This window comes from Vibrio rotiferianus CAIM 577 = LMG 21460, assembly GCF_002741985.1.
Lineage (GTDB): Bacteria > Pseudomonadota > Gammaproteobacteria > Enterobacterales > Vibrionaceae > Vibrio > Vibrio rotiferianus.
Genome location: NZ_APHW01000008.1, coordinates 1 through 26,889, shown reverse-complemented (window position 1 = coordinate 26,889; position 26,889 = coordinate 1). Strand labels below are relative to the sequence as shown.

The 26,889-nt window shown below is 45.6% G+C and carries 21 protein-coding genes, 16 tRNA genes and 2 pseudogenes; 28 read left to right on the top strand and 11 right to left on the bottom strand.

What is annotated here, in order from left to right; all coding sequences use genetic code 11:
- Window positions 1-117: 117 nt before the first annotated feature.
- The 3 genes and pseudogenes from B853_RS03595 (at window position 118) to B853_RS03585 (ending at window position 3,664) form a co-directional block, all read left to right on the top strand.
- Window positions 118-2,816, top strand: a pseudogene (locus B853_RS03595) (heavy metal translocating P-type ATPase).
- Between the two features lie 24 nt (window positions 2,817-2,840).
- Complete coding sequence (locus B853_RS03590) at window positions 2,841-3,290, top strand: DUF411 domain-containing protein (RefSeq protein ID WP_038885396.1); 450 nt, start codon at window positions 2,841-2,843, stop codon at window positions 3,288-3,290.
- 143 nt (window positions 3,291-3,433) lie between these two features.
- A complete protein-coding gene (locus B853_RS03585) occupies window positions 3,434-3,664 on the top strand; it encodes a PAS factor family protein (RefSeq protein ID WP_010446514.1) in 231 nt (76 codons plus the stop codon).
- A gap of 194 nt (window positions 3,665-3,858) precedes the next feature.
- On the opposite strand, the gene B853_RS03580 is transcribed toward B853_RS03585, so the two are convergent.
- Together B853_RS03580 and B853_RS03575 are read right to left on the bottom strand one after the other, a co-directional pair.
- The gene (locus B853_RS03580; protein ID WP_010446512.1) at window positions 3,859-4,515 is read right to left on the bottom strand and encodes an oligogalacturonate-specific porin KdgM family protein; all 657 of its coding nucleotides are present in this window, start codon (window positions 4,513-4,515) and stop codon (window positions 3,859-3,861) included.
- A gap of 440 nt (window positions 4,516-4,955) precedes the next feature.
- Entirely contained in the window at window positions 4,956-7,607 is a 2,652-nt protein-coding gene (locus tag B853_RS03575; RefSeq protein WP_038885395.1) for a beta-N-acetylhexosaminidase, read from the bottom strand.
- Window positions 7,608-8,064: 457 nt separating this feature from the next.
- Here B853_RS03575 and B853_RS03570 point away from each other — a divergent pair, with 457 nt between their 5' ends.
- Both B853_RS03570 and B853_RS03565 read left to right on the top strand, forming a co-directional pair.
- Window positions 8,065-8,943: a TraB/GumN family protein gene (locus B853_RS03570; protein ID WP_038885394.1), complete on the top strand. Its 879-nt coding sequence runs from the start codon at window positions 8,065-8,067 to the stop codon at window positions 8,941-8,943.
- 81 nt (window positions 8,944-9,024) lie between these two features.
- Window positions 9,025-9,447: a hypothetical protein gene (locus B853_RS03565; RefSeq protein ID WP_038885393.1), complete on the top strand. Its 423-nt coding sequence runs from the start codon at window positions 9,025-9,027 to the stop codon at window positions 9,445-9,447.
- A 417-nt stretch (window positions 9,448-9,864) separates the two neighbouring features.
- Here B853_RS03565 and B853_RS03555 read toward each other — a convergent pair.
- Window positions 9,865-9,941 (bottom strand) — tRNA-Pro (locus tag B853_RS03555).
- Between the two features lie 260 nt (window positions 9,942-10,201).
- Between B853_RS03555 and B853_RS03550 the strand changes: the two genes are divergently transcribed.
- The 3 genes from B853_RS03550 (at window position 10,202) to rluF (ending at window position 12,315) form a co-directional block, all read left to right on the top strand.
- Window positions 10,202-10,342: a DUF3149 domain-containing protein gene (locus B853_RS03550; protein WP_005382236.1), complete on the top strand. Its 141-nt coding sequence runs from the start codon at window positions 10,202-10,204 to the stop codon at window positions 10,340-10,342.
- Between the two features lie 133 nt (window positions 10,343-10,475).
- Complete coding sequence (gene smrA / locus B853_RS03545) at window positions 10,476-11,057, top strand: DNA endonuclease SmrA (RefSeq protein ID WP_038885392.1); 582 nt, start codon at window positions 10,476-10,478, stop codon at window positions 11,055-11,057.
- A 103-nt stretch (window positions 11,058-11,160) separates the two neighbouring features.
- On the top strand, window positions 11,161-12,315 hold the full coding sequence (gene rluF, locus B853_RS03540) for a 23S rRNA pseudouridine(2604) synthase RluF (protein WP_038885391.1): 1,155 nt from the start codon (window positions 11,161-11,163) through the stop codon (window positions 12,313-12,315).
- 62 nt (window positions 12,316-12,377) lie between these two features.
- Here rluF and ybaK read toward each other — a convergent pair.
- The 8 genes and pseudogenes from ybaK to hemA form a co-directional block, all read right to left on the bottom strand.
- Window positions 12,378-12,850: pseudogene (gene ybaK / locus B853_RS03535) on the bottom strand (Cys-tRNA(Pro) deacylase).
- Between the two features lie 91 nt (window positions 12,851-12,941).
- Window positions 12,942-14,603, bottom strand: a complete 1,662-nt coding sequence (ushA, locus tag B853_RS03530; protein WP_038885388.1) for a bifunctional UDP-sugar hydrolase/5'-nucleotidase UshA — start codon at window positions 14,601-14,603, stop codon at window positions 12,942-12,944.
- A 324-nt stretch (window positions 14,604-14,927) separates the two neighbouring features.
- Window positions 14,928-15,779, bottom strand: a complete 852-nt coding sequence (gene kdsA / locus B853_RS03525; protein ID WP_012127204.1) for a 3-deoxy-8-phosphooctulonate synthase — start codon at window positions 15,777-15,779, stop codon at window positions 14,928-14,930.
- Window positions 15,780-15,833: 54 nt separating this feature from the next.
- Window positions 15,834-16,643 (bottom strand): SirB1 family protein, encoded by an 810-nt coding sequence (locus B853_RS03520; RefSeq protein WP_010446497.1) that lies wholly within the window; start codon window positions 16,641-16,643, stop codon window positions 15,834-15,836.
- 5 nt (window positions 16,644-16,648) lie between these two features.
- Window positions 16,649-17,032, bottom strand: coding sequence for a SirB2 family protein (locus B853_RS03515; RefSeq protein ID WP_010446496.1), 384 nt, complete (start codon window positions 17,030-17,032; stop codon window positions 16,649-16,651).
- 40 nt (window positions 17,033-17,072) lie between these two features.
- Window positions 17,073-17,930, bottom strand: a complete 858-nt coding sequence (gene prmC, locus B853_RS03510; RefSeq protein WP_038885387.1) for a peptide chain release factor N(5)-glutamine methyltransferase — start codon at window positions 17,928-17,930, stop codon at window positions 17,073-17,075.
- A 3-nt stretch (window positions 17,931-17,933) separates the two neighbouring features.
- Window positions 17,934-19,022, bottom strand: a complete 1,089-nt coding sequence (gene prfA, locus B853_RS03505; RefSeq protein ID WP_038885386.1) for a peptide chain release factor 1 — start codon at window positions 19,020-19,022, stop codon at window positions 17,934-17,936.
- A gap of 29 nt (window positions 19,023-19,051) precedes the next feature.
- Window positions 19,052-20,308 (bottom strand): glutamyl-tRNA reductase, encoded by a 1,257-nt coding sequence (gene hemA, locus B853_RS03500; RefSeq protein WP_038885385.1) that lies wholly within the window; start codon window positions 20,306-20,308, stop codon window positions 19,052-19,054.
- A 134-nt stretch (window positions 20,309-20,442) separates the two neighbouring features.
- Between hemA and lolB the strand changes: the two genes are divergently transcribed.
- The 20 genes from lolB to B853_RS03395 all read left to right on the top strand — a co-directional run bounded on the left by lolB (window position 20,443) and on the right by B853_RS03395 (window position 26,827).
- Entirely contained in the window at window positions 20,443-21,081 is a 639-nt protein-coding gene (gene lolB, locus B853_RS03495) for a lipoprotein insertase outer membrane protein LolB (protein WP_081641200.1), read from the top strand.
- Complete coding sequence (ispE, locus tag B853_RS03490) at window positions 21,078-21,950, top strand: 4-(cytidine 5'-diphospho)-2-C-methyl-D-erythritol kinase (protein ID WP_170001010.1); 873 nt, start codon at window positions 21,078-21,080, stop codon at window positions 21,948-21,950. Before lolB ends, ispE begins: the two co-directional genes overlap by 4 nt.
- Before the next feature lie 28 nt (window positions 21,951-21,978).
- Window positions 21,979-22,923, top strand: a complete 945-nt coding sequence (locus B853_RS03485) for a ribose-phosphate pyrophosphokinase (RefSeq protein WP_010446481.1) — start codon at window positions 21,979-21,981, stop codon at window positions 22,921-22,923.
- 151 nt (window positions 22,924-23,074) lie between these two features.
- Window positions 23,075-23,665 (top strand): aminoacyl-tRNA hydrolase, encoded by a 591-nt coding sequence (gene pth / locus B853_RS03480; protein WP_005438598.1) that lies wholly within the window; start codon window positions 23,075-23,077, stop codon window positions 23,663-23,665.
- Window positions 23,666-23,675: 10 nt separating this feature from the next.
- The gene (gene ychF / locus B853_RS03475) at window positions 23,676-24,767 is read left to right on the top strand and encodes a redox-regulated ATPase YchF (RefSeq protein WP_038885382.1); all 1,092 of its coding nucleotides are present in this window, start codon (window positions 23,676-23,678) and stop codon (window positions 24,765-24,767) included.
- Between the two features lie 285 nt (window positions 24,768-25,052).
- Window positions 25,053-25,129 (top strand) — tRNA-Met (locus tag B853_RS03465).
- Between the two features lie 39 nt (window positions 25,130-25,168).
- Window positions 25,169-25,253, top strand: a tRNA-Leu gene (locus B853_RS03460).
- Between the two features lie 31 nt (window positions 25,254-25,284).
- Window positions 25,285-25,359, top strand: a tRNA-Gln gene (locus B853_RS03455).
- 79 nt (window positions 25,360-25,438) lie between these two features.
- Window positions 25,439-25,515 (top strand) — tRNA-Met (locus B853_RS03450).
- 72 nt (window positions 25,516-25,587) lie between these two features.
- Window positions 25,588-25,672, top strand: a tRNA-Leu gene (locus tag B853_RS03445).
- A 25-nt stretch (window positions 25,673-25,697) separates the two neighbouring features.
- Window positions 25,698-25,782: transfer RNA gene (locus B853_RS03440), tRNA-Leu, on the top strand.
- A 31-nt stretch (window positions 25,783-25,813) separates the two neighbouring features.
- A tRNA-Gln gene (locus B853_RS03435) sits at window positions 25,814-25,888 on the top strand.
- 33 nt (window positions 25,889-25,921) lie between these two features.
- Window positions 25,922-26,006, top strand: a tRNA-Leu gene (locus B853_RS03430).
- Between the two features lie 30 nt (window positions 26,007-26,036).
- Window positions 26,037-26,111 (top strand) — tRNA-Gln (locus tag B853_RS03425).
- Between the two features lie 53 nt (window positions 26,112-26,164).
- Window positions 26,165-26,249, top strand: a tRNA-Leu gene (locus B853_RS03420).
- A gap of 24 nt (window positions 26,250-26,273) precedes the next feature.
- Window positions 26,274-26,350 (top strand) — tRNA-Met (locus tag B853_RS03415).
- Window positions 26,351-26,403: 53 nt separating this feature from the next.
- Window positions 26,404-26,488: transfer RNA gene (locus B853_RS03410), tRNA-Leu, on the top strand.
- Window positions 26,489-26,528: 40 nt separating this feature from the next.
- Window positions 26,529-26,603, top strand: a tRNA-Gln gene (locus B853_RS03405).
- Between the two features lie 33 nt (window positions 26,604-26,636).
- A tRNA-Leu gene (locus B853_RS03400) sits at window positions 26,637-26,721 on the top strand.
- Between the two features lie 31 nt (window positions 26,722-26,752).
- Window positions 26,753-26,827 (top strand) — tRNA-Gln (locus tag B853_RS03395).
- Window positions 26,828-26,889 lie beyond the last annotated feature (62 nt).

Below are 26,889 nucleotides of genomic sequence, written 5' to 3'. Positions count from 1 at the left end.
GACCAAAAGTTCAGTTTTTAACCAAATTTTGACGTTATGAATTCAGCAATTGAATGCTTGACCTTCCCCTTGCAGGAAGGTTTATGCTCTCCACATTAGTATTATTGAGGACAAATTATGTATCAGTTCGTTGTACCTATGTCGGGACTTAACTGCATGGGCTGTGCGAGAAAAGTTGAGAAAGCTTTACATGCCAATCACAGTGTTGAGATCATCAATTTGTCCCCAACAATGGTTGAAGTCATTACTGAATCTCCGCTTTCTTCTATTGTTGATTCAATCGAGTCACTGGGCTACCACGCAGGCTACCAGTTTCAGTTCAACCTTGCCGGATTGAACTGTGGCGGTTGTGTGAAGAAACTCTCTTCTCTATTAGAATCAAATCAAGACGTCATTACGTTTCAAGCGTCTACAACACAACTCGACATCACAACACTACTCTCAGAGCAGCAAGTGATTGATCTTGTGGCCACTCTCGGCTACACCGCCAGCCTTGATTCTATTGAAGTAGAAAAAGAAAGCTCACCGGAAACTGAACCCGTAGAAAAGCAGACCAATATTGAACACACTCAACGGCCACCAGCAGGTATTCAGTTGCAAATGCTGATTCAAGGCATGACCTGTGCAAGTTGTGTCTCTTCGGTAGAGAAAGCACTTACTAGCGTAGAGGGCGTTGAGAAAGCACAGGTTAACCTTGCTGAACAAAGTGCGTTAGTGTTTGCGACTGAAGATACAGAGTCGCTCCACCAAGCGATTGTCGACTCGGTAAAACAAGCGGGTTACCAAGCTGAAATTCTACAAGACGCAGCTACACAGCAAGAAAAGCAAGCCACTCAACAACTTGCCCAACAAAAACGTTTCAAACTTGATGCAATAGCAGGATTAGTTGTCGGTGCACCACTGATGTTGTGGGGTGTATTTGGCGGCAACATGATGATTCGTAATACCAATGATCAGCTGGCTTGGGGGGGGCGGTTGGTATTCTGTGTTTATTACTGCTTGCGACAGCGGGTAAGCACTTCTTTACTAACGCATGGTTAGCGGCCACTCACAAACGTGCGACCATGGACACCTTAGTAGCCTTAGGCACAGGTGCTGCGTGGTTCTACTCAATGCTTGTTGTCATTTTCCCTGAATGGTTCCCACTTGCTTCCCGCCATGTGTACTTTGAAGCGAGCGCAATGATCATCGGCTTGATTTCTCTTGGTCACTATATAGAAGCAAAAGCCAAAGCAAACACAACGCGCTCTTTGCAGGCATTGATTAATCTACAACCTCAGCAAGCGACGGTAATTACCGACCAAGGCGATCAACAAATTGCGGTTGAGCAAATCACGCTAGGAATGAAACTGCGCATCAAGCCGGGCGAGAAGGTGCCGGTTGATGGCATAGTGGTTCAGGGTGAATCGTACATTGATGAGTCAATGCTAACCGGTGAACCCGTACCAGTATTAAAAGCACAAGATGCGCAAGTATCTGCCGGTACATTAAATACCGATGGTGGCTTAGTCATAGAAGCAACGGGCATCGGTGCGAACACCATGTTGGCACGTATTATTCGCATGGTACGCACGGCGCAAAGCAGTAAGCCCGCGATAGCCAAATTAGCAGACCAAATTTCAGCGGTGTTTGTCCCTGTTGTTGTGGGCATTGCCATCCTTGCCGCTTTGGTTTGGTTTGCCGTAGGTCCAGAACCTAAAGCGAGCTACATGCTTGTCGTAACAACAACCGTGCTGATTATCGCCTGCCCTTGTGCCCTAGGCTTGGCAACACCACTATCGGTCACAGTTGGTGTCGGTAAAGCCGCGGAGCTTGGCATTCTGATCAAGGATGCTGACGCGCTGCAATTGGCAAGCAAAATTGACACGGTCGTATTCGATAAAACGGGTACGCTCACTCAAGGCAAACCAAGTGTGCAGCAAGTGTTTACTCACGCCACCAGCCAAGCGCACTTATTAGCACTGGCCTACGCTGCTGAGCGACAATCTGAGCACCCACTCGCTAAAGCCGTGTGTGATTATGCTAAGCAACACAATACAGAAACTGTTGAGTTGAACTCATTCGAAAACATTCGTGGCCGTGGCATTACTGCGACTTACCAAGCACAACCGCTATTCATTGGCTCATTGCAGTTTATGCAAACCGAGCAGGTTGATATCAGCCCAATGGAGCAAGCGATTCAAGATTGTGCAAGCAACGCATGGACACCAGTAGCTGTGGCGCTTAACAACGAACTGATCGGTTTAATTGCCATCGCTGATCCGATTAAATCTGATGCCAAACAGGCGGTGTCTGCATTAAAATCACAAGGTATAAAAACCGTCATGCTTACAGGTGACAACCAACACGTTGCCAATGCCATCGGCAAAGCTCTCGGCATTGATGAAGTCATTGCTCAAGTGATGCCCGATGAGAAAGCGCAGCATATTGAACTACTGCAATCTCAACGCCGCACGGTTGCGATGATCGGTGATGGTATCAATGATGCGCCAGCGCTTGCACTGGCGGATCTTGGCGTCGCCATGGGTAGCGGTAGTGATGTGGCGATCGAAAGCTCACAAATGACCATTCTCAATACATCACCAATGGCTGTTGTGCACGCGATAGAGCTTTCTCGCGCTACACTTAAAAACATGAAACAAAACTTGTTCGGTGCCTTTGTTTATAACTCGTTGGGTATTCCTATCGCCGCAGGCGTACTTTACCCAGCATTCGGCTTTTTGCTCAGTCCTGTTGTTGCTGGAGCGGCAATGGCACTGTCTTCAATCACAGTCGTCAGTAATGCAAACCGACTACGACTGTTTACCATTAAGTAAGCGACACTTCTTCTCGAGGATATTATGAAGTTGAAACTATTAACCTTTACAATGCTTGCTGCCACATCGGCGAACGTCTTAGCCGCTGATGTCATCAACCACAAATCGCCATACTGTGGCTGTTGTGGCGAATGGACAAAACACATGGAAGAGAACGGCTTTACTGTAGAGGAAAAGCTGCATGATGACATGAATGCCATCAAGCGCGATTTGGGCATTAAGAACGAACAGCTCTACTCTTGCCATACAGCAGAGATCAATGGCTATATATTTGAAGGACATATCCCTGCTGACGATATTAAAGCCTTTCTAGAAAACCCTCCTCGTAATGCTAAAGGACTGGCCGTCCCTGGCATGCCAATGGGTTCGCCTGGCATGGAATATGGTGACAAGAAAGACAGCTACGCTGTTTATGCCTACAACGAAAAAGGCCAAGTGTACGAATACCGTTATCACAAAGGTAACGACCAATAAACGAAACCTAACATCAGGGCAGTCATTGAGCTATTGTTAAAAACTCTTAAACTGATGCGTCGTTGTGTGACTGGCTATCCTGAAATGCTGACCTTAACTTCATAAAATACCTATGCACCCCTGTGCAATAAAAAGGAAAATTTATGAAAGCACTTATTTATGACACGCTTGTTAGTCTAGCCAACCAAGAACCAGAGCAACATGCGAGAATTCGACAACAGTTATACGACCAACTCGATTTGCCCTTCGATAAACAGTTAGCCCTATATGCTTGCGCACTTGGGCCTGCTAGCTCAGGAAAGCTTGAGAGTAGTCAGGTGATCAACAATGTGGTTGACAGTGCAGTTAGACTGCTAGAAACACCTGAGCGTTAAGGTGCTTCCCGAAAAAGGTCCGCTATTCCCCTAGCGGACCTTTTTTTGTATCTGACATCCAATTAACGGAATTGGTATTCTCAAGATCCAGAAACAAAAAAACGGCCTCAACAATGTTAAGGCCGTAAGCTTACTGCATTTGGGCAATGCTAAGCTTTGATGTGCTCACATTTTATATGAACAACTAGGACTCATTAGAAACCGTAAGATGCACCAAATACAAATGCGTTGTTTGCGTTGTCAGCTTGGTTACGGTACTCAAAGTAAGGTTGAACACCATTACGTGTCCAAGTAGCACGAAGCTCGTGATCCATCGTGTTATCAGCGTCGCTGATCACGTATACGTTGTTGTAGCTAACAGCTAGCTCTTCGTTCACTGCGTAACCAATACGGTTGTCAAAGCGAGTTTGGTCATCTGCTTTGCTGTCTTCCATCGCGTGGTAACGAGTACGGTTGCTGATAGAAATACCGTTATCGAAGTTGTAGCCAATTTTTACTAGAGGACGGTACTGAACAGTTTCACCGTTGTTTAGCAAGTGGTGGTAACCCACAGCAACCCAAAGGTTGTCGTTAATGTTGTAGCTTTGTTCGATACCAAGCGTAATGTATGGCGAGTTACCTAAGCCTGTGTCTTGGATCAGCTCGTTATCGTATTTACCAAGTGAGATGCCATCAAACTCAGTTAGTAGTGTTGTGCCAGTATCAAACGTATGGCCAGCTTCAAGTGTTGAAGTCGCGTTAGGTTGGAAGTCCGAGTGGAACTGAACGTTACCTGTTACGTAAGAAGAACCCGCGAAAGCGCTAGAAGCGAAAACAAGAGAAAGTGCACTTAGAGCGAAAACATTTTTCATAATTACTGCCTTTGTGTTTTGGGGCGGCTGCGTGGGTCCTCACTGACCTTAAACCGCACTTTTTTAGGGAGTCTCCCTGACGACGGCAATACTGCTTGATTTAATTCGCCTTGAAAAATAATTCAAAACGAAAGGTGATCCAGTTCAAATCAAAAAGAAACGAACCGCAAAAATTGCATTAAAAACAGAGTGTTATATAAAACATAAAAATAGGTAAACAAAACAAAATGTGATTTCACGCAGAAAAACACGGCCAGAACAACGCCAAGTAGCAATCAAGATCACACTTCAATATCGATTCTAAAAAAACAACTTATTTATCTTTGAAAAATAATCAGACATTGATCACACTTATTTTCCACCGTGAAATAAATAAAGCCCTCAACATAAGTTGAGGGCTTTGAGTAAGGAACAATGATTTTAGTGAACGATTATCGGAATTATTTCACGCTAGTGACGCGGCTTGTTTTCTCACCAGTCGCTGATACCGAGCGGATAAACACCTCACCTTTCACATTTGGACGAGCATTGTCTGCATAAGTTAGCCAGTTTTTGCCGTCTAGAGAGTATTGAAGCTTCACACCAGGGAACTGAACGTTCATTGCTAGCTTGCCATCTTCGACTTTCGCGCCAGGGACTGGTAAGCGGTAGTCGATACCTGATTTCTCTAGCTTAGCCAGTTCACGTTGGCCTAGTACGTTCGCAAAGCGGTTGTAGTCTTGGTTTAGCGCAGCTTTGTCTACTAGGTTAGAGTTTTGCGAGTACTCAACACCTACTTTGTAGTCGTTTTCCCAGTCTGCACGGTGCCATGCACGCTCAGCCGCCGCTAGTACGCGAGGGAATACCATGTACTCGTATTGCTCATCGTTACGTACTGTCTCAGACCAAAGCTGCGCTGATAGACCGTAGAAAGGTTTCGCTTCGATTTCACCTTTACCAGTAAAACCGTTGCCATCGCGGTCTACAGAAGTTTCTGCGTTCTGCGGCATGTTCTCTGGAGCAAAGCCAAACATCTTACGAGTATCTGTTGCACGCGTTGCCCAGTAGTAACCACGCTCTTTCGGGTCCACTTCGTATGGCATGTCCATGTAAACGTAGTCTGGATTAGAAACGATCACGTCGTAACCTTTCTTAGACCACTCGTACACAGATGATGTGCCACCCCAGTAAAGAACGTCCCAGAAGTTAACTCGTGTGTTTTCTGTTGCGAACGCTTTTTCGCCGTCACTGTATTTCAAGCCATCTTGCCAAGCTTGGAAGTTTGGAATGCCTTTCTCAGCAACAATCTTCGACACTTCTTCTGCAAAATGGCTTGGTAGGTGAGCAAAGTCACTGACTGTGCCATCTGTGATTAGCGTCTGACATTGTGGAGACTGTGCGAATGGCTTATCTTGTTTAGATAGGTCAATCGTACCTTTCCAGCTTACTTTGTCTTGTGCGTTAACATCTTGGAAGCCTGCGCCTAGCTTGATGTTCTTCGCTTCGTCACCACCGAAATGCCATGTAGTTAACGGTGCGCCAGCCTCTTGGTGCATTGCTGCTACTTCTGAAATCACTTTATCAACAAAGCGAGTTGAAGATTCCATACATGGGTTGATAAAGCTTTGCTTGTTGTAGAACTGAACCGTCGTTACGTTCGATGTATCTTGAGGATCCATCAGGCGGTATTCGTTCGCTTCTGCTTCTTTACCTTCTTCCATTAAACGGTCGTAACGCGCTTCCATGGATACTACCGCTGCACGAGCGTGCGCTGGCATATCGATTTCTGGAATCACTTCAATGTTACGTGCTTTCGCGTATTTCAAGATTTCCACGTAGTCTGCTTTGCTGAAGTAGCCAGAGCCAAAGTTGTCTGTCGTTGGACCAGAGCCAAGCTGAGGCAGTAAACAGCTTTTCTCTTGTGTATCGAAACAACGGTTAGCACCCACTTCTGTCAGCTCAGGCAGACCCGGGATTTCTAAACGCCAGCCTTCATCATCGGTTAGGTGAAGGTGTAGTTTATTCATCTTGTACGCTGCCATTTGGTCTAGCGTTGCAAGAATTGCGTCTTTAGAGTGGAAGTTACGAGCTACATCGACCATCACACCACGGTAATCAAAACGAGGTGCATCTTTAATCGACAGTAGTGGTAGAGAATCAGCATTTTGGCTATCTACCAGGCCAAAGATAGATTGTACGGCGTAAAACGCACCTGCTTGGTCAAACGCTTTAATCGCAATACCGTCGCCTTTGATGCTCATTTCGTAAGCACCAGATTTTGCTAATTCACCGGTGAAGTCTGCAGGAACTAGCGTGATGCTAACAGGAACATCACCACGGACATCCACACCTACCACTTCTGCACGTTCTTGAATTGCTGCAAATTGAGTCGCATCGAATGCGTCTTTAGGCAGCGCAATACCATCCGCGATATCTACTGTGCCTTTACCTGCTTCAACAGACAGTGGCGTTGGTAGTAACGTGGTTGATACATCTTGTTTTGCTAGGTCTTCGTTCTTCTCAAAACGAGACACAGCGTTTGCAAATACGTTGTTGTCGTCTGGTGTACGTTTTAGGTTATTACCTTCAAGACCCGTCACGAAAGACGCAACGTCTTCTGTGTTAAGAGAAGCGATCATCTTAGGCTCTGCATTCGGTGCAGCAACGAAAGCGCCTGGCATGAAGTCAGTTTCAAATAGCTGCCAGTATTCAGCAACAAGAGGAAGCACAACCTCTTCACCCGCAGCGAAGCCATCAAACTTATCGGTCGGTTCTAGCTTGTGTAGGTCACCCGTTACACGTGAGATTTTGAACTGCTCGTTGTCAACATCCAGAATCAAACGAATGCTGTGGAAGTAAATAGCCCAATCTTTTGAGTCAACCGCTTCACCTTGGTTAACAAGCGTCATGTTTACTTTGTTACAAGATGCCCACTCTGCGCCCATATCTTGACACGCAAGACCTTCGTTAGCGCCGTGGTTAGTTAACACTTCATATTGAATATCAAGGTTATCAGCCAGTGAGTTTACAACTTGTTGCTCAGAGCTCTGTAGTGAAGAGCAGCCTGCCAATGTAGCGATAACAGAAGCAGCAATCAGACTATGTTTCAACATCTTACTTTCCCCAAAAAGTCAGTGGTTCAAAACGACAATTATCAAAAATAGTGAGCACCTAAATGCGAGGCGCTTAACAGTTGCATTCAACATACAAGCAGTTATTTCTAGGCGTAAAATTAATGGAACTGATAAGTGATCTAGCTCAAATTCAGGTTGAAGATGAAAAATATAAACACTTTAAATTCAAAAACTTAGACAAAACGTCAAAAACGAGCAACTTTTTTTGACGTGTTTGTTGCGATCTCAATCACGAATATTGATGGGTTTCGACTGGTTTTATAGGATTTTGATCACAAGTGGTTATTTAGTGTTCCATTAACAACAAACTCAATTGAAACACTTTCGTGAATTAGCTCTCACTTCTTCACCGTTAAAACTCGTCAATATTTTTAAAAATGACGATTTTGCCGAACCGTGTTATAGATAAGATGCATATTGAATTCGAGGAAAAAATATGTTTCGACTCTTGTCCGTGATGTCATCTCTGATCGTCTTTTTGACTTCTTATTCGGTTCAAGCCGAGCCACAGCATTGGCTAGCCAAGAAAGGTAATACCGAATACATGATTATTGGCTCCGTCCATGTTGGTGACAACACCATGTACCCACTGCCAAAAGCGGTGACTGACTTCCTCAAAAACAGCGACGGCTTAATCATTGAAGCCGATGTTAGAAATACCGAAGGGGTCACTTATCCAAAAACCGCGTTTCTGGCCAAAGATGTCTTGGACAGGACACAGCGCAAACATCTTGCTGAGATTGCTAATGACCTAGGTTTACAAGAGTCACAGCTACTCAATGCACCGCCTTGGTCTGCGGCATTAACGATTCAACTGTTACTGATGAACAAATTGGGATACGCATCTGATCAAGGTGTCGATATGCACTTGATTAATATCGCGGACAAAAAACGTGTGCCCATCCTTCCACTGGAAACGGTTCAATTTCAAATAGACTTAATTGCTGGACAAAAAGACGGTGGCAAAGAATTGCTACTTTCTTCTATTGAAGAATATGACGGAGGCGAGAAGTTAGTGCAGTGCTTAATCGATAGTTGGAAGACAGGAGATGGCAGCTCGTTGGAAGAAGCGTCCATGAGTGAACAATCAAGCGATGAGTTTAACGAAGCTTTCTTGTATGCCCGTAACCGAGATTGGGCTGAAAAGCTCGATTCTGGCAGAGTCTTACCGAAGAAGTCAGGCCAATACACGATTGTTGTGGGTAGCTTGCATTTGGTCGGAAAAGACAGCTTAATTGAACTGCTCGAGACACGCGGCTTTGCGATTGAACCATTAGGCAATACAGGCAAAGCAGACTGCGATATCGAGCACTAACTCCTACTTATATCATTGTATTTATGCATCTAGATATTATTGGGTCAATCTGTAAACAATTTAAAATTTGATAAGGGCGTTATGAAGTTCAAAGCCTCACTATTATGTCTTGCAAGCGCGTTACTTTTGCCATCGCTTGCTCACGCAAAACCTTCTTGTACGGTTGAAGACTTCCAACCTATTGATGTCACACCAGATACCAAAGGCGGTGTTTTAGATAAAGATAGTGGGCAGTTTCTCATTACTCAAAAGCCGATGATGCGTTGTGCAAACATCACTTTTTCGACCGCTCATACTCGCAATCGCGTCGCTCATATGATGAACCACAACTTTGAAGCCTACTACTTTGATGGCAAAACTGGTCAGTCTCATTCCGCTACTTTTGACGAAGATGAGCTAAAAGCTGGGTACATTAAAATCGGTCCAAACCATCCGAAAACGGCTTACGTGTGTTTCACGACATCCGAAACACCGATCAAAGATATAAGTTGTGATGTGAAGTAACGGGATTCGACTTTATTTTGCTTTTCTAGGAGCAAGTTCCTTCAACACCTTCTTAATAAAAATACCTTTTCCTATACTCTCAACGAGTACCTCTCGATTCCAAAAGCGAAACGCTCCCAACTCTCGGAGCGTAGCGTTCCTAACTGAGAGATTCCCGACTGCGCTCCTTCGTCGCTTTCGGGAATGACGCCGTTTGAATTCAGTGCTTTTTATTCGTCATCCTCAAGAGCGAGGGACGAGCGAGTTGGGGATCTTTTACGTTTTCATTTACCAGTTGGTGAAAGCTGATTTGCCTCAAAGCGTTCCTTCTCTCGTATCTCGAAGAGCAGAGTCTGTTCCCAAAGCGAAGCGTTCTCGATTCAAAAAGCCGTAAAACGCAAAAAAGCCGTAGCATTTCTGCTACGGCTTTCTCTAATGTGGTCGGTGAAGAGGGATTCGAACCCCCGACCCTCTGGTCCCAAACCAGATGCGCTACCAAGCTGCGCTATTCACCGAGATGTTTAACTGAGGACTTATCCCCGTCAACGGATGCGTATATTACGGATTCTCCGCAGAGACGCAAGTGCTTTTTCAAAAAAAACGTAATGTCTTAATTCGTTTGATTATTTACTAAACACTAGCACGTAAAATGTGACTAAGAACCCACAATAAAACACAGTTTGTTAACCTTGGCAACATAATTGATCCAGATCAGTGTGCAAAAAAACACCACCCATTAACGTTATCCATGTCGGAAATATCTTGGAGGAAACATATGGACTTTTGGCTTGATCTCCTATTTGGTAATGCGGTGGGGCTATCGTCAATGATAGTAATCTTTGGGGCAATTGGTCTGATGCTATTTTACGGCGGTTTCTTCATTTACAAGATTATGAACGACAAATCTCCTCACTAGATCTCGCTTAGCTCTAGAAACGCTTTGCACCGGAGTTGGTTATTTGCCTGCTCCGGTTTTTTATTTGATCTCAATGCGCCACTCCTTGATATAATCTTACTATTCCGACCTTGTTCTTTATGAGATTGCCGTTATGTCTCAAGACGACGATTTTGATCTGTTCCAACAGATGATGGGCGATGTAAAGCCTATCGACCACGACACTGCAGAGCATAAAAAAGTGCATCAAGTAACGGATGCTCAATTAGCGAAACGCGAAGCTGCAATTTGGCTCACTGAAGATGATCCCGAGTACTTGTCGATTGACCATGCAGAAATGCTCAAACCTGATGACTTTATCGAGTTCAAGCGCGATGGCGTACAAGATGGTGTGTACCGCAAACTACGCCTTGGTAAATACCCGATCCAGGCTCGCCTTGATCTGCACCGTAAGACGCTAAAAGAAGCGCGCGACGAAGTCGTTAAATTCCTCAAACAATGTATTGAGATGGACATCCGAACGGTCGTCATCGTGCATGGCCGTGGCGAACGCTCGAATCCACCAGCATTAATGAAAAGTTTTGTCGCGAGTTGGCTGCAACAAATTCGTGAAGTGCAATGTGTACATAGTGCTCAACGATTCCACGGTGGTAGTGGTGCGGTATATGTTCTACTAAGAAAAAGTGCTGAAAAGAAAATGGAGACGCGTGAACGTCATCAAAAACGTTTAGGCTAACCGGATTCTCGGTGCTAGAATGCCCGACCTTATCTCGCCTTGCTGCTTTAATTAGCAGCAGGCACTTCAATTAACCGCCGTTGTGAAACGTTAGGAGACTCACATGTCACAAGACAACGCAAAACGCTTAAACAAATACATCAGCGAAACGGGCTTCTGCTCGCGTCGTGAAGCAGACCGTCTTATCGAGCAAGGCCGTGTCACTATTAATGGTCAACAACCAGAGATGGGCACAAAAGTACTGCCAGGCGATGATGTTTGTGTCGATGGCAACCCTGTTGCCGCGAAAGAAAAACCAATTTACATCGCGTTGAACAAACCAACCGGTATCACTTGTACCACAGAGCGAGATATCCCTGGCAACATCGTTGATTTCATCGGCCATAAGAAGCGTATCTTCCCTATCGGTCGTCTGGATAAACCTTCCGATGGTTTGATCTTCCTAACCAACGATGGCGACATCGTAAACAAGATCCTACGTGCTGGTAACAACCACGAGAAAGAATACGTAGTACGTGTCGACAAGCCAATCACGGGTGAATTCCTCAAGCAGATGTCGAGCGGTGTGAAGATCCTCGATACAGTGACTCTACCGTGTAAAGTGGAGAAAGAGACCAAATTCTCTTTCCGTATTGTACTTACTCAAGGTTTGAACCGTCAGATCCGTCGTATGTGTGAAGCATTAGGCTACGAAGTTTTCAAACTGCGTCGCGTACGTATTATGAATATCTCACTTGATGGCATTCCTAACGGTAAATGGCGTTACCTAAGTGAAGACGAAGTGGCAGAGATCCTAGCAATGTGTGAAGGTTCTGTGGGTACAGAAGAAGCATCAAAAACAGATTCTAGAGGCCGCAACATTCGTAAAGCGACCGATGCGAAACTGTACGATAGCCGTGAAGAAAACCAAGATTCTACTGCTCGTCGTAACCAAAAAACACGTACGTTCCGTGGTAACAATGCTGATGAATTCCGTCATGCACCGAACTCGAAAAAAGGCCAACAACGTCGTCAACGTGATGATGAAGGCGGACGCCCAGCAAAAGAGCATTACAAAACGAAACCACAAGGTGAACGTGGCAGACCGCAAGGCGAGCATGGTAAATCGCACCGTAAACCAGATGCATCGAGCAATACGCACTCAGCAAACAAGCCTCAATCACCGAGTAAGCCTAAGCAGCATTACATGAACCCAAATGCCGCGAAGCCAAGCAAACCAGCAAAACGTTCTGGTGGCACATTGAGTCTGAAGAAGTAACGCCTCACTGAATGGCAAGATCAAAAAAGGACGCTCATGAGCGTCCTTTTTTTGTCTTCAACTTACAAGCACAGCGGTACAAATTGACCACGAGTTAAGCTCAATAAATCTTTCGGGGCTAACTCGATTTCTAAACCACGTTTACCTGCACTCACACAGATTGTGTCTTGCTCTGTTGCGCTTTCGTGCAAAAAAGTCGGCAGCGCTTTCTTCTGTCCCAGTGGCTAATCCCACCAACAACATACCCTGTGGTCTTTTGCGCGATTTCCGGATCGGCCATATCGGCCTTTTTGCCCTTCGCTGCTTTCGCCGCCAGTTTTAGGTTCAGCTTTTGATCAACAGGGATAATCGCAACCGCAAGGTTCTTTGGCTCGCCGTTCAAACAGAACAACAAGGTTTTGAATACTTTCTTTGGATCTTGTCCCAATACCTCAGCCGCTTCTAGTCCATAGCTGTCTGCTCTTGGATCGTGCTCGTATTGGTGAATGGTGTGTGTAACTTTTTTCTTTTTCGCAAGATTAATGGCCGGAGTCATCAAGATTCTCCTTATAAAACAAAAAACGCTGCCCCTAGTAAGGAGCAGCGCTTTAAGTTAATGGTATCAGCGACTTTGAGTCAATCGCTTTTTACTTGTAAACGATGTCACCAGAAGGCGCGTACTCATTTACATCAATTGGACTGTGTGACTCCAAGAACTCTTTCAGTACCTCAGCATCCGTAAATCCCGTGTTGACGTAACCCGGATGAGTATTCACTTTCGGGTAGCCATCACCACCCGATGCGTTGTAGCTTGGTACGGTAAAGCGGTACTCGCTATCCAGACGCAGCTGCTTTTCACCAATAAAGACATTCGATACTTTGCCGTTTTCTACCGTCATAGAAATACCAGCAAACTGAGCGTAAGCACCTGAATCTACTGGCTTCGTCGCCACAATATTTAGGTAATCCAACACTTCTTTACCCGACATATCGACGTAAGAGACCATGTTACCGAAAGGCTGGACGGTCAGCACATCTTTGTAAGTAATATCACCGGCTTCAATCGAATCACGCACACCGCCTGAGTTCATCACAGCGAAGTCCGCCTTAGCACGCTCCATATGGGCAGTTGCAATCAAACGACCAAGATTGGTTTGTTGGAAACGAACAACATTGCGGTCACCTTCCAGCTTGCCGTTAGATTCGGCAATTTTTACATTCAACTGGCCCTGACCTTTTTCTTGGTAAGGACGAAGGAAATCCAGCATTGCCGAGTCTTGTGCGATTTCATCTTGCACCAACACACGTTGAGATTCGCCGTTCACTTTGATTTTCTTCTTCAAGTTGACGGGAATCAGATCGTAGCTCACCATCGACAGTTCACCGTTGCGGAACTCGTAATCTGCACGCCCCACATACTTACCCCACTCGTACGCTTGCACGATGTAAGTACCGTTTTGCTCATCCGGCTTACATTCCTCACCCGGCTTAAAGCTCTTCTTAATGACGTTAGGACCTTCCATACAAACTGGTTCTTGTGAGTGACCACCCACAATCATGTCCAAATCACCTTCATTTAGGTAGCGAGCCAATGCCACATCACCGGGAGCATTCACACCACGATTGCCATTTTCATAATGCCCCATGTGCGTCACCGCAAAGATAAGATCTGGCTTTTCAGTTTGCTTCAGTTCAGCTATCAGTTTTTTCGCTTCTTGTTTCGGGTCGCGGAAATCAACCTCACCGATGTACTCTGGGTTACCTAGTTTTGCCGTATCTTCTGTCGTAAGACCTATCACGGCAATCTTGATGCCTTGCTTATTGAACATGGCAAAAGGTTGGAACAGGCGCTCGCCAGTTTCTTTGTCGTAAATGTTGGCAGACAGCATCGGGAAGTTTGCCCATTCTTGCTGTTTGAACAGTACTTCCAGTGGGTTATCGAATTCGTGGTTACCCAGCGCCATTGCGTCATAACCAATCTTGCTCATGCCTTTAAAATCTGGCTCAGCATCTTGCAGGTCAGACTCAGGTACACCTGTATTGATATCACCACCTGATAGTAGAAGCACGCTACCACCTTCGGCTTGAATCTCTGCTCGCAGTTCATCGATCAGCGTTTTACGTGCCGCCATGCCGTACTCACCGTACTTGTTCTGCCAAAAACGACCATGGTGGTCATTGGTATGCAATACCGTCAGTTTGTAAGTTGTGTCTTCATTCCATTCGTGTGCTGGTTGGGTTGCACATCCGGCCAGAGTAGCCAAGATAGCCGCGCTCAAAGCGGTCTTTACAATCAGGCGTTGCTTCATTGTTTACCTTATTATTGTCCGGGTTCCACTGCATTGCGCGCCCAGCAATGAAGAAACCGTCTTCTCATTGTGCGAAAACGCGCAAACTTAGAACTAGTGTAAAACACTAATATATTGATTTCATGTTTCTGCGACGCAGTTTGCTGCTGACAAGTTAGATAGCCTTAAATCTAAGCAAATTATAGACATAATCAAGGTGGTGTAAGGAAGCGAGAAGCGAGAAGCGAGAAGCGAGAAAAAGATAGTGAGGCAGAATGAATGTGTCGATACAAAAATGGCCAGCGCACGGGCTGACCATTTCATTCAAACATTCACAACAATCGATTATTTGATATCGATGTCTGCAAAGCTCTTAATTAGATCGTCTAGCGATTTCATTTGAGCTAGGAACGGTTCTAGTTTGTCTAGAGGCAGTGCAGATGGGCCATCACAACGCGCTTGATCTGGGTTCGGGTGCGCTTCAATAAACAGACCAGCAATACCTGTTGCTAGGCCTGCTTTCGCAAGTTCAACAGTTTGCTCACGACGACCACCAGATGCTGCGCCCGATGGATCACGCATTTGAAGTGAGTGCGTTACGTCAAAGATGATTGGGCTGCCTTTTGATGCATTTTTCATTACACCAAAACCAAGCATATCAACCACTAGGTTGTCGTAACCCATACAAGAGCCGCGCTCACATAGGATAATGTTTTCATTACCACACTCTGCGAACTTCTCAACAATGTTACCCACTTGGCCAGGGCTCATGAACTGAGGTTTCTTCACGTTGATCACTGCGCCGGTTTTCGCCATTGCTTCAACTAGGTCAGTTTGACGAGCTAGGAATGCTGGAAGCTGGATAACGTCAACCACGTCAGCCACTGGCTGAGCTTGCGCTTCTGTATGAACGTCAGTGATGATTTTCACACCGAATGTGTCTTTTAGTTCTTGGAAGATTTTCATGCCTTCTTCCAGACCAGGACCACGGTATGAGTGAACAGAACTGCGGTTTGCTTTGTCGAACGACGCCTTGAATACGTAAGGGATACCAAGCTTATCGGTTACTTTTACGTAGTGCTCACAGATCTGCATAGCAAGATCGCGCGACTCAAGAACGTTCATACCTGCGAATAGGGTGAATGGCTTGTCGTTAGCAACCTGAATGTCACCAATATTAACGATTTTCTGTTCCATTTTGATTCTCTTTTTTCTGTCTTCGGCACGCATTTTTTCAGCATGTCGATAAAATTAGTGGAGCGTAACGTGCTTCTCGCTCATGGCGTTAACTTGTGATTTTAGTAGCTCTGATGCTGGATCGTCTGGGCATTGGTCAATAAAGTACTGAAAATCTGAAACCGCTACCTGATGACAGTCTAGTTGCTGAAAGATAAAACCACGATCACGAATCTCATACGGGTCATCCGGTACGAAGGTCAACGCTAGGTTGGTGCACCGCAGTGCTAATGTATAACGCTCTTCACGTAGCATCGCGCTCTTGATTAGAGCCAACCAGCGACCAATAACGGTCGGGTTGTCTGCCTCTTCAAAATGTTCTGGCTTCAACGTTGCTAATGGGCCTTCTTGACCAATCAACCATGCTTGGAGGATTTTCTCACCGACATACTCACCGTTGAACGGGTTAATGTAGTCTGGTGTTTTGTGCATCCAATCCACTTTGATCAGAAATTGAGTAGGAAATGTCACGCCTTTCATAGGAAAACCAAGGCGGTTACCCAAGTAAAGTAAGATAGCACCAAGACTTACAGGAATGCCTTTTTTACGCTCAAGCACTTTGTCGATAAAGCTATTGTCAGAGATAAAGTACTCTTGTTCATCGCCTTTAAAGCCCCATTCATAGAAGAACAGGCGAAGGAAAGAATCAAATCGTTGCTCTTCGTCCGTCTCATGAACCAGAATCGCTTCCGCTTCTTTATAAAGGCGCTCTAGCTCTTGCTTTGCCCAATGTACATTGGTGTCTGGGTTTACCGATTGATTCAGTACCAACGCCCCTTCCACCAATGCCATATTGTCAAAATCTTCGTCAAAAAACTCTAGCATGACGATTACCCAAATAAGTTCGGATTTTTAGATACGGCAATGTTAGCCGCCATCACTAGCCAACCAAGTGCGCCAAAGAAAGCAAATATTCTCAGTAGCTTGTTTTTCGCCATCTTCATTGCGAAGAAGCCAAGAGCAATGTACGCAAGCACACAAGTAATTTTGTTGGTTAGCCATGGTGCTGATTCGGTAAAAGGAATAAAGCCTGTCACCATGATCAAACCAATACCAGACAGCAACAACGCGGTATCAACAATGTGTGGGAAAACTTTCAGGAAGCGATTGTTGCGTTTTGGAGAGTCCATCATCAACAACACGAATCGGATCGATAGTAACATCGCGCTCAATGCGATCGTCACTAAGTGAATATGTTTTAGAGCTACGTACATTTCTCTTCTCTTTTATAAGTTACTGCTGACTTGCTCGTTATTATTGAGGCTTGTAACAACCAAGCGTCACTCGATCATTACCACCGTAGTCTTTTTCCGTGACTACTTGTTCAAAACCAAAGTGAACCATGATCTCTCGGACCGCTTCTCCTTGGTCATAACCATGTTCAAATGCGAGCCACCCACCCTCTTCCAAATATTGACGAGCATGGTCAGATATATGACGAATATCCGCTAAGCCATTTTCATCGGCGACAAGCGCTGATTTTGGTTCAAAGCGCACATCCCCTTGAGAAAGATGCGGATCTTTTTCGTCGATATACGGCGGGTTGGAGACAATTAAAGCAAACTTTGTTCCGCTAGCAATAGGTTCAAACCAGCTACCTTGGTCAAACGTCACATTTTTGATGTTTAACTGCGACGCATTGTACTCAGCAAGCTCTTTCGCCTCTTGCTTGAGGTCAACGCCCATCACTTGGCGGTTCGGCATCTCAGATGCTAATGCAAGCGCAATCGCACCTGTACCGGTACCCAAATCTAGGATTTTTCCAGTCTGCCCATACGTTTTATCCAGTGCGACTTCAACTAAACGTTCAGTGTCTGGTCTTGGTATCAGCGTCGATGGGGAGACTTTAAGTGGCAAAGACCAGAACTCACGCTCACCAATGATGTAAGCCACCGGCTCGCCCGCAATACGTCGCTCTAAAAGCACATCAAACTGAGCTTGCTGCTCGGCTTCTAGTGCTTTTTCTGGCCAAGTAAGTAGATAGGTTCTTGGTTTGCCAAGGACATGGCAAAGAAGTACGGCAGCATCAAGAGAAGGCGACTCTTTGCCGCCTTCTGTCAGAATTGCCGTTGCACTTTTCAGTGCTTGCTCAATCGATTGAACTTGGCTCATCGATTAGTTGTTCTCAGCAAGCGCCGCAAGTTGGTCTGCTTGGTGTTCTTGAAGCACTGGATCAATCAAGCTTTGCAGGTCACCTTCCATCACTTCGTTCAAACGGTAGATGGTTAGGTTGATGCGGTGGTCAGAAACACGGCCTTGCGGGTAGTTGTAAGTACGGATACGGTCACTACGGTCACCAGAACCTAATAGGTTACGACGTGTGTCAGAAACTTCTGCTGCACGACGTTCTTCTTCCGCTTGAACGATACGAGCAGCAAGTACTGCCATCGCTTTTGCTTTGTTCTTATGCTGTGAACGCTCGTCTTGACACTCTACCACTGTACCTGTTGGTAAGTGGGTAATACGGATTGCAGAATCCGTGGTGTTAACGTGCTGACCACCCGCGCCAGATGCACGGAATGTATCGATTTTTAGGTCTGCCGCTTTAATTTCTGGTAGATCCGCTTCTGGGATTTCCGCCATAACCGCTACGGTACATGCAGAGGTGTGAACGCGACCTTGAGATTCTGTTGCAGGTACACGTTGTACACGGTGACCGCCTGACTCAAATTTCAGCACACCGTATGCACCGTCGCCGCTCACTTTGGCGATCATCTCTTTGTAACCACCGTGTTCTGCTTCGTTAGAAGACATCACTTCGATGCGCCAGCCACGCTTCTCTGCGTACTTGCTGTACATACGGAACAGGTCACCAGCGAAGATACCCGCTTCATCACCGCCAGCACCAGCTCGAATCTCAAGGAAACAGTTGCGGTCATCGTTTGGATCTTTTGGAAGAAGAAGGATCTGAAGCTCATCAGCTAGACGCTCGATCGCTTCTTTTGCTTCTTTGATTTCTTCCTGCGCCATTTCACGCATTTCTTCGTCATCTTCGTTAGCCATCTCTTCAGCGGCTACAAGATCGTCTTGCGCTTGTTGGTATGCTTGGAAGCACTTAGTAACTTCTTCTAGCTGAGAATACTCTTTTGATAGAGCGCGGAATTTGTCCTGATTTCCAATTACGTCAGGATCACCAAGAAGATGTTGAACTTCTTCGTAACGTTCTACTAGCGTTTCTAGCTTAGTCAGAATTGAGGCTTTCATAGTGTCGTTTTCTTAATAAAAAGCGTGAGTTACAGATCATCCAAACCAAGTGTCTGGCGGATAACCGTTAATTTTGCTGGTTCGCCCTGCTCTGCCGCACTTTGCAGCGCACGAGTCGGAGCGTGAATCAGTTTATTGGTGAGTTTATTGCTAAGCTCGCGCAGTACTTTTTCCGGGTCTGCACCGGTTGCCAGTGATTGCAGGCTTTTACTTAGTAGGTCTTCACGAATCTCGTTGGCAGATTTACGGTAATCACGAATGCTGTCCACTGCTTGGAGTGAACGTAGCCACGTCATAAATGCCGCACTTTCTTCGCTAACGATCGCTTCTGCCTGAATGGCTTCTACTTTACGTTGTTCAATGTTGTTATCGATGATCGACTGTAAGTCATCCACCGAATACAAATAAGCGTCACTTAATTCACCGACCTGCGCTTCCACATCACGTGGAACGGCAATATCTACCAATAGCATTGGCTGATGACGGCGTTGCTTCAACGCAGTCTCGACCATGCCCTTACCAATGATAGGCAAAGGACTCGCTGTCGAGCTAATCACAATGTCTGCTCTAGATAGATGATCTGGAATTTCATTCAAGCTGATCACTTCTGCACCAAACTCTTCAGCCAAACCAAGAGCACGCTCTCGAGTTCGGTTAGCAACAATCATCTTAGTACAGCCATTCGACGCTAAGTGCTTTGCCACCAGTTCGATGGTTTCACCTGCCCCGACTAACAATACCGTGGAGTCAGAAAGTGATTCAAAGATGTGTTTCGCCAGTGTACATGCAGCATACGCCACTGACACCGCATTACCACCAATGTCGGTTTCTGTTCGAACGCGTTTTGCGACTGAAAAAGTCTTTTGAAACAACTTATCAATCGACGCATCCACCGCCTGATGATCACGGGAATCGGAAAACGCTTGTTTTACCTGACCCAAAATCTGAGGCTCACCTAGTACCAGTGAATCAAGGCCGCAAGAAACACGCATCAAGTGCTTAATCGCCGCTTGTTCTTCGTGGACATAAAGACTCGGCATCAAGTCTTCTTGACTAACTTGATGGAACTGGGCTAACCAGTCGATAAGCTTATTTCGCGCTCCTTGCTTTACGTCGCAGTACACTTCGGTACGGTTACAGGTTGAAACAATCACACTACCATTAACGGCTTCATGGTCTCTGAGTTGCTCAAGTGCTGGGCCCAGTTTATCGGGTCCGAAAGCCACTTTCTCTCGCAAGTCAACAGACGCTGTATTGTGATTGATTCCAATAGCAAGCAAGGACATCTAACGTGGTATCTCTGAGATCGGTTATAAAATAGGTTCAGAATTTTACTGTAAGCACGCATTTATTGAAAGGGTAAGCCGGATTTGTTTTCCTTCACTCGGCTTTTCAATGCTATAGTTGTGAGCGATTACCGATGAAACTGATTAATAAGCCATCAAACATGACCTTACGCTCCTTTCTCATCTTATTTTTTTCGAGCATTTTGCTCGCGGGTTGTAGTTCTGTCCCTGACAGCATCACTAGCGTAGAGTGGCAAGCACACGAGCAGCGACTCAAAACCATTAATGACTTTCAAGCCACAGGTAAACTTGGCTATATTGCTCCCGACCAAAGACAAAGCCTCAACTTTTATTGGAAGCAATCAACAACATTAAGCCAACTCCGCTTAACTACCGTGCTAGGCCAAACCGCATTAAAGCTCACCATTACTCCGCAAGGCGCGACTGTCGAAACTTATGACGATCAAGTACTCACCGCGCGTAACGCTAATCAACTGATTTACCGTTTAACTGGCTTAATGATGCCTGTTGATCACCTGCCCGACTGGCTACTCGGCTTGCCCACCAACGCTGACTCATTCCAACTTTCATCCACTAACACGTTACAAGTTCTGGATAAACAGATTGGCTTAAACGATTGGAATATCGATTACCAGCGTTACGGTGACATTGAGTGGCATAACCAGACGTTGCCTCTACCAAGTAAACTCAAACTAAGTACGTCTGATGTAAAAATTAATTTAGTGATCACAAAATGGAACATCACCCAATGATCGACCTTTCAACCCGCTGGCCATCACCAGCGAAATTGAATCTCTTTCTTTATATCAATGGTCGCACTGAAAATGGCTACCATGAACTACAAACGCTATTCCAATTCGTCGACCACGGCGATGAACTCACTATTCAAGCGAACAACTCGGGTGAGATCAGCATTTCCCCTGAGATTGAAGGTGTGCCACTGCACGATAACTTGATCTGGAAAGCCGCAACTGCACTTCAGCGTTACGTAAATTGCTCATACGGTGCACATATCGATCTAAACAAGATTTTACCGATGGGCGGTGGAATCGGCGGGGGCTCCTCTAATGCAGCAACGGCGTTAGTCGCCCTTAACTACCTTTGGCAAACCAATCTCAGTGACGATGAACTAGCAGAAATAGGCTTAGCACTTGGCGCAGATGTGCCTGTATTTGTACGCGGTTTCGCTGCTTTTGCCGAGGGTGTCGGTGAGAAGCTATCTCCTGCTCATCCAGAAGAGAAATGGTATTTAGTCGTTCGCCCGAACGTTTCTATTGCAACAGCTGACATATTCCGACATCCAGACTTAACTCGAAACACGCCAAAACGAGATTTGGAAACGCTTTTGAACGCACCGAGCGTAAACGATTGCGAAAAAATTGTACGAATGCTCTACCCAGAGGTTGATAACCAACTTTCTTGGCTGCTACAATACGCGCCGTCAAGATTGACGGGGACAGGATCTTGCGTATTTGCTGAATTTTCCAGCAAATATGAAGCAGAAGCTATCCTTGCACAACTCTCTGATAAAGTCTCGGCATTTGTCGCTCAAGGGCGCAATGTTTCGCCACTAAAAGAGACTTTGGCTGAATACCAATCAGCCTCACACCGACCTAACTAAAACTGGACGCAAACCCGAGGTTTCCACCGTGCCTGATATGAAGCTATTTGCTGGTAACGCAACACCTGAACTAGCCCAACGTATTGCTGATCGTCTTTACATCTCTCTAGGTGATGCATCTGTTTCTCGCTTTTCTGATGGCGAAGTTGCAGTTCAAATCAATGAGAATGTTCGTGGTAGCGATGTTTTTATCATTCAATCCACTTGTGCACCGACTAACGACAACCTAATGGAACTGGTTGTTATGATTGATGCAATGCGCCGTGCTTCAGCAGGCCGTATCACTGCAGTTATTCCTTACTTCGGCTACGCTCGCCAAGATCGTCGTGTACGTTCTTCTCGTGTGCCAATCACTGCAAAAGTTGTTGCTGATTTCCTATCTAACGTTGGTGTTGACCGCGTTCTGACTATCGACCTACACGCAGAGCAAATTCAAGGCTTCTTCGATGTACCAGTTGATAACATCTTCGGTACACCTGTACTTCTAGAAGACATGCAATCTCGTGGTCTAGAAAACCCTGTTGTGGTTTCTCCTGACCTAGGTGGCGTTGTTCGTGCTCGTGCAACAGCAAAAGCACTAGGTGACATCGACATCGCTATCGTTGATAAGCGTCGTCCACGTGCAAACGTTTCTGAAGTAATGAACCTAATCGGTGACGTTGAAGGTCGTGACTGTGTGATCGTTGATGACATGATCGATACTGGTGGCACACTATGTAAAGCAGCTGAAGCGCTAAAAGAGCGCGGTGCTAAGCGTGTATTCGCTTACGCAACTCACGCTGTATTCTCTGGTAACGCTGCGGACAACATTAAGAACTCTGTTCTTGACCAAGTTATCGTAACTGACTCTATCTCTCTATCTAAAGAGATGGCTGCTACTGGCAAAGTAACCACACTAAGCCTATCTCGCATGCTAGCTGAAGCGATTCGTCGCATCAGCAACGAAGAGTCAATCTCTGCAATGTTCAACTAATCCGAACATTTCAGTTAAACTGATTTCAAAAGCACCCCTCTTTGGGGTGTTTTTTTATTTGTATCGATAGGCAGAAAATCCCTTGGTCGCCCACCGCGAGAATTCTGTGCTATCATACTGCGCTTTTTGAGATTCCAGAGAGATCCTAACCTTGACTCAACCAATCAAACTTCTTGTTGGTCTTGCTAATCCGGGACCAGAATACGCCAAAACTCGTCACAATGCGGGCGCTTGGGTTGTAGAAGAATTAGCTCGCGTTCACAACGTTACCCTAAAGAATGAACCAAAGTTCTTTGGCCTAACAGGACGCATTATGGTCAATGGCCAGGATCTCCGTTTGCTAATCCCAACCACCTTCATGAACCTATCTGGCAAAGCGATCGCAGCACTTGCGAAGTTTTACCAAATTAAACCAGAAGAGATCATGGTTGCTCACGACGAGCTAGACTTACCGCCAGGTGTCGCTAAGTTTAAGAAAGGTGGCGGTCACGGTGGCCACAATGGCCTGCGTGATACCATTAGCAAACTGGGCAATAACAAAGATTTTTATCGTCTTCGTATCGGCATTGGCCATCCGGGACACAAAGATAAAGTGGCAGGTTTTGTACTAGGCAAAGCTCCAGCGAAAGAGCAAGAGCTACTAGACGCCGCAGCTGACGAATCAGTGCGCTGTCTGGATATCCTAATTAAGGATGGCCTATCAAAAGCACAAAATCGCCTCCACACGTTCAAAGCTGAATAAGGTTACTATCATGGGTTTTAAATGTGGCATCGTTGGTCTACCTAACGTTGGTAAATCAACTCTGTTTAACGCACTAACTAAAGCGGGTATTGAAGCAGCAAACTTCCCGTTCTGTACCATTGAACCAAACACTGGTGTGGTTCCTGTGCCAGATCTACGTCTAGATGCTCTAGCAAAGATCGTTAACCCACAGAAAGTTCTGCCTACCACAATGGAATTCGTAGACATCGCTGGTCTAGTTGCAGGTGCATCTCGTGGTGAAGGTCTAGGTAACAAATTCCTAGCGAACATCCGTGAAACTGACGCAATCGGCCACGTTGTACGTTGTTTTGAAAACGACAACATCGTTCACGTTGCAGGTAAAGTATCTCCAATCGAAGATATTGAAGTTATCAACCTTGAGCTAGCGATGGCTGACCTTGATTCTTGTGAGCGCGCTATCCAGCGTAACGCAAAGAAAGCAAAAGGCGGCGACAAAGACGCGAAATTCGAACTGACGGTTCTAGAAAAACTACTTCCTGTACTAACAGAAGGTGGCATGGCGCGTACTATTGAGCTTGCAAAAGAAGAACTAGCAGCAATTGGCTACCTGAACTTCCTAACGCTAAAACCAACGATGTACATCGCTAACGTGAACGAAGATGGTTTTGAAGACAATGCATACCTAGACGCAGTACGTGAGTTTGCAGCGAAAGAAAACAACGTTGTTGTTCCTGTATGTGCAGCTATCGAATCAGAAATGGCTGAACTAGAAGATGACGAGCGTGAAGAGTTCCTGGCTGACCTTGGTATCGAAGAACCTGGCCTAAACCGCGTTATCCGCGCAGGTTACGAACTACTAAACCTACAAACTTACTTCACGGCTGGCGTGAAAGAAGTTCGTGCATGGACTATCCCTGTTGGAGCAACAGCACCAAAAGCAGCTGCGAAGATCCACACTGACTTCGAAAAAGGCTTCATCCGCGCTGAAGTTGTTGGTTACGACGATTTCATCCAATTCAACGGTGAAAGCGGTGCGAAAGACGCAGGTAAATGGCGTCTAGAAGGTAAAGAATACATCGTGAAAGATGGCGATGTTATACACTTCCGCTTCAACGTATAATTAAGTGAATGAATTCTAAACACTTCATTTACATAAAAAGCCAGCCATAGTGCTGGCTTTTTTTATGCCATTCATAAATGACAAGAAATTAAGTCTCTTACTGTAAGCCATTTTATTTCCAGTTTTAGATCATAAACGCGCCTCTTTGTTTAAAAAGAAAGCGAACGATGGATTTTGCAGGATTTATTGAAAAAAACTGTTGACGGATCTCACTCAACTTCGCATAATGCGCGCCGTTCCCGACGACAAGGCAACTTAGCGACGAGAACAAGAAAACATGGTTTTGGCTACGTAGCTCAGCTGGTTAGAGCACATCACTCATAATGATGGGGTCACAGGTTCGAATCCCGTCGTAGCCACCATTCCTAACTGTTCTTTTTAAAGTGCTGTTAGGAATAGATGCGGAAGTGGCGGAATTGGTAGACGCACCAGATTTAGGTTCTGGCGCCGCAAGGTGTGAGAGTTCAAGTCTCTCCTTCCGCACCATGTTTTAAGTAGTTTTATAACTACTGCCTGCAGGTCTATCGCCAAGCGGTAAGGCAGCGGCTTTTGATGCCGCCATTCCCTGGTTCGAATCCAGGTAGACCTGCCATTATTTAAAGTGAGATTCCTTTGATAAAAAGGGTTGTCACTTAGAGCGTGAAGGTTTATATTGTCTCGCTCAAAAAGATGGCTACGTAGCTCAGCTGGTTAGAGCACATCACTCATAATGATGGGGTCACAGGTTCGAATCCCGTCGTAGCCACCATTCTTTCTTTTGAAAGAAAAAATTTAGTTATTAGTTTTTACCAATTAGCTGATAGCTTATAGAGTTCAAGATGCGGAAGTGGCGGAATTGGTAGACGCACCAGATTTAGGTTCTGGCGCCGCAAGGTGTGAGAGTTCAAGTCTCTCCTTCCGCACCATCTTGAAATACTCTAAACAATATATGCGGAAATGGCGGAATTGGTAGACGCACCAGATTTAGGTTCTGGCGCCGCAAGGTGTGAGAGTTCAAGTCTCTCTTTCCGCACCATATATTGAATAGTCTTTTGACTATTGCCTGCAGGTCTATCGCCAAGCGGTAAGGCAGCGGCTTTTGATGCCGCCATTCCCTGGTTCGAATCCAGGTAGACCTGCCACTATTTTGATTATTGAGTTTGCTCAGTAATTATGCGGAAGTGGCGGAATTGGTAGACGCACCAGATTTAGGTTCTGGCGCCGCAAGGTGTGAGAGTTCAAGTCTCTCCTTCCGCACCATTATTAAAGTCTCTTTAATTAGAGCGCTGTAGGTCTATCGCCAAGCGGTAAGGCAGCGGCTTTTGATGCCGCCATTCCCTGGTTCGAATCCAGGTAGACCTGCCATATTCAACGTTACTGATGTTTTACCAATTACATCAATAACTACAGATCAAGTTGCGGAAGTGGCGGAATTGGTAGACGCACCAGATTTAGGTTCTGGCGCCGCAAGGTGTGAGAGTTCAAGTCTCTCCTTCCGCACCATCTTGATTTAAAGAATATTGTGTTGGCTACGTAGCTCAGCTGGTTAGAGCACATCACTCATAATGATGGGGTCACAGGTTCGAATCCCGTCGTAGCCACCATTTATTTCGTTGTTTAGGTTTTTACCAATTACCTTTATAACGACAGAAAAGTTGCGGAAGTGGCGGAATTGGTAGACGCACCAGATTTAGGTTCTGGCGCCGCAAGGTGTGAGAGTTCAAGTCTCTCCTTCCGCACCATACTTTTCTAACTTGATTAGTCTTTATGACTATCGCCTGCAGGTCTATCGCCAAGCGGTAAGGCAGCGGCTTTTGATGCCGCCATTCCCTGGTTCGAATCCAGGTAGACCTGCCACTATTTTGATTATTGAGTTTACTCAGTAATTATGCGGAAGTGGCGGAATTGGTAGACGCACCAGATTTAGGTTCTGGCGCCGCAAGGTGTGAGAGTTCAAGTCTCTCCTTCCGCACCATTATTAAAAGTCTCTTTAATTAGAGCGCTGTAGGTCTATCGCCAAGCGGTAAGGCAGCGGCTTTTGATGCCGCCATTCCCTGGTTCGAATCCAGGTAGACCTGCCATATTTCAACGTTACTGATGTTTTACCAATTACATCAATAACTACAGATCAATTGCGGAAGTG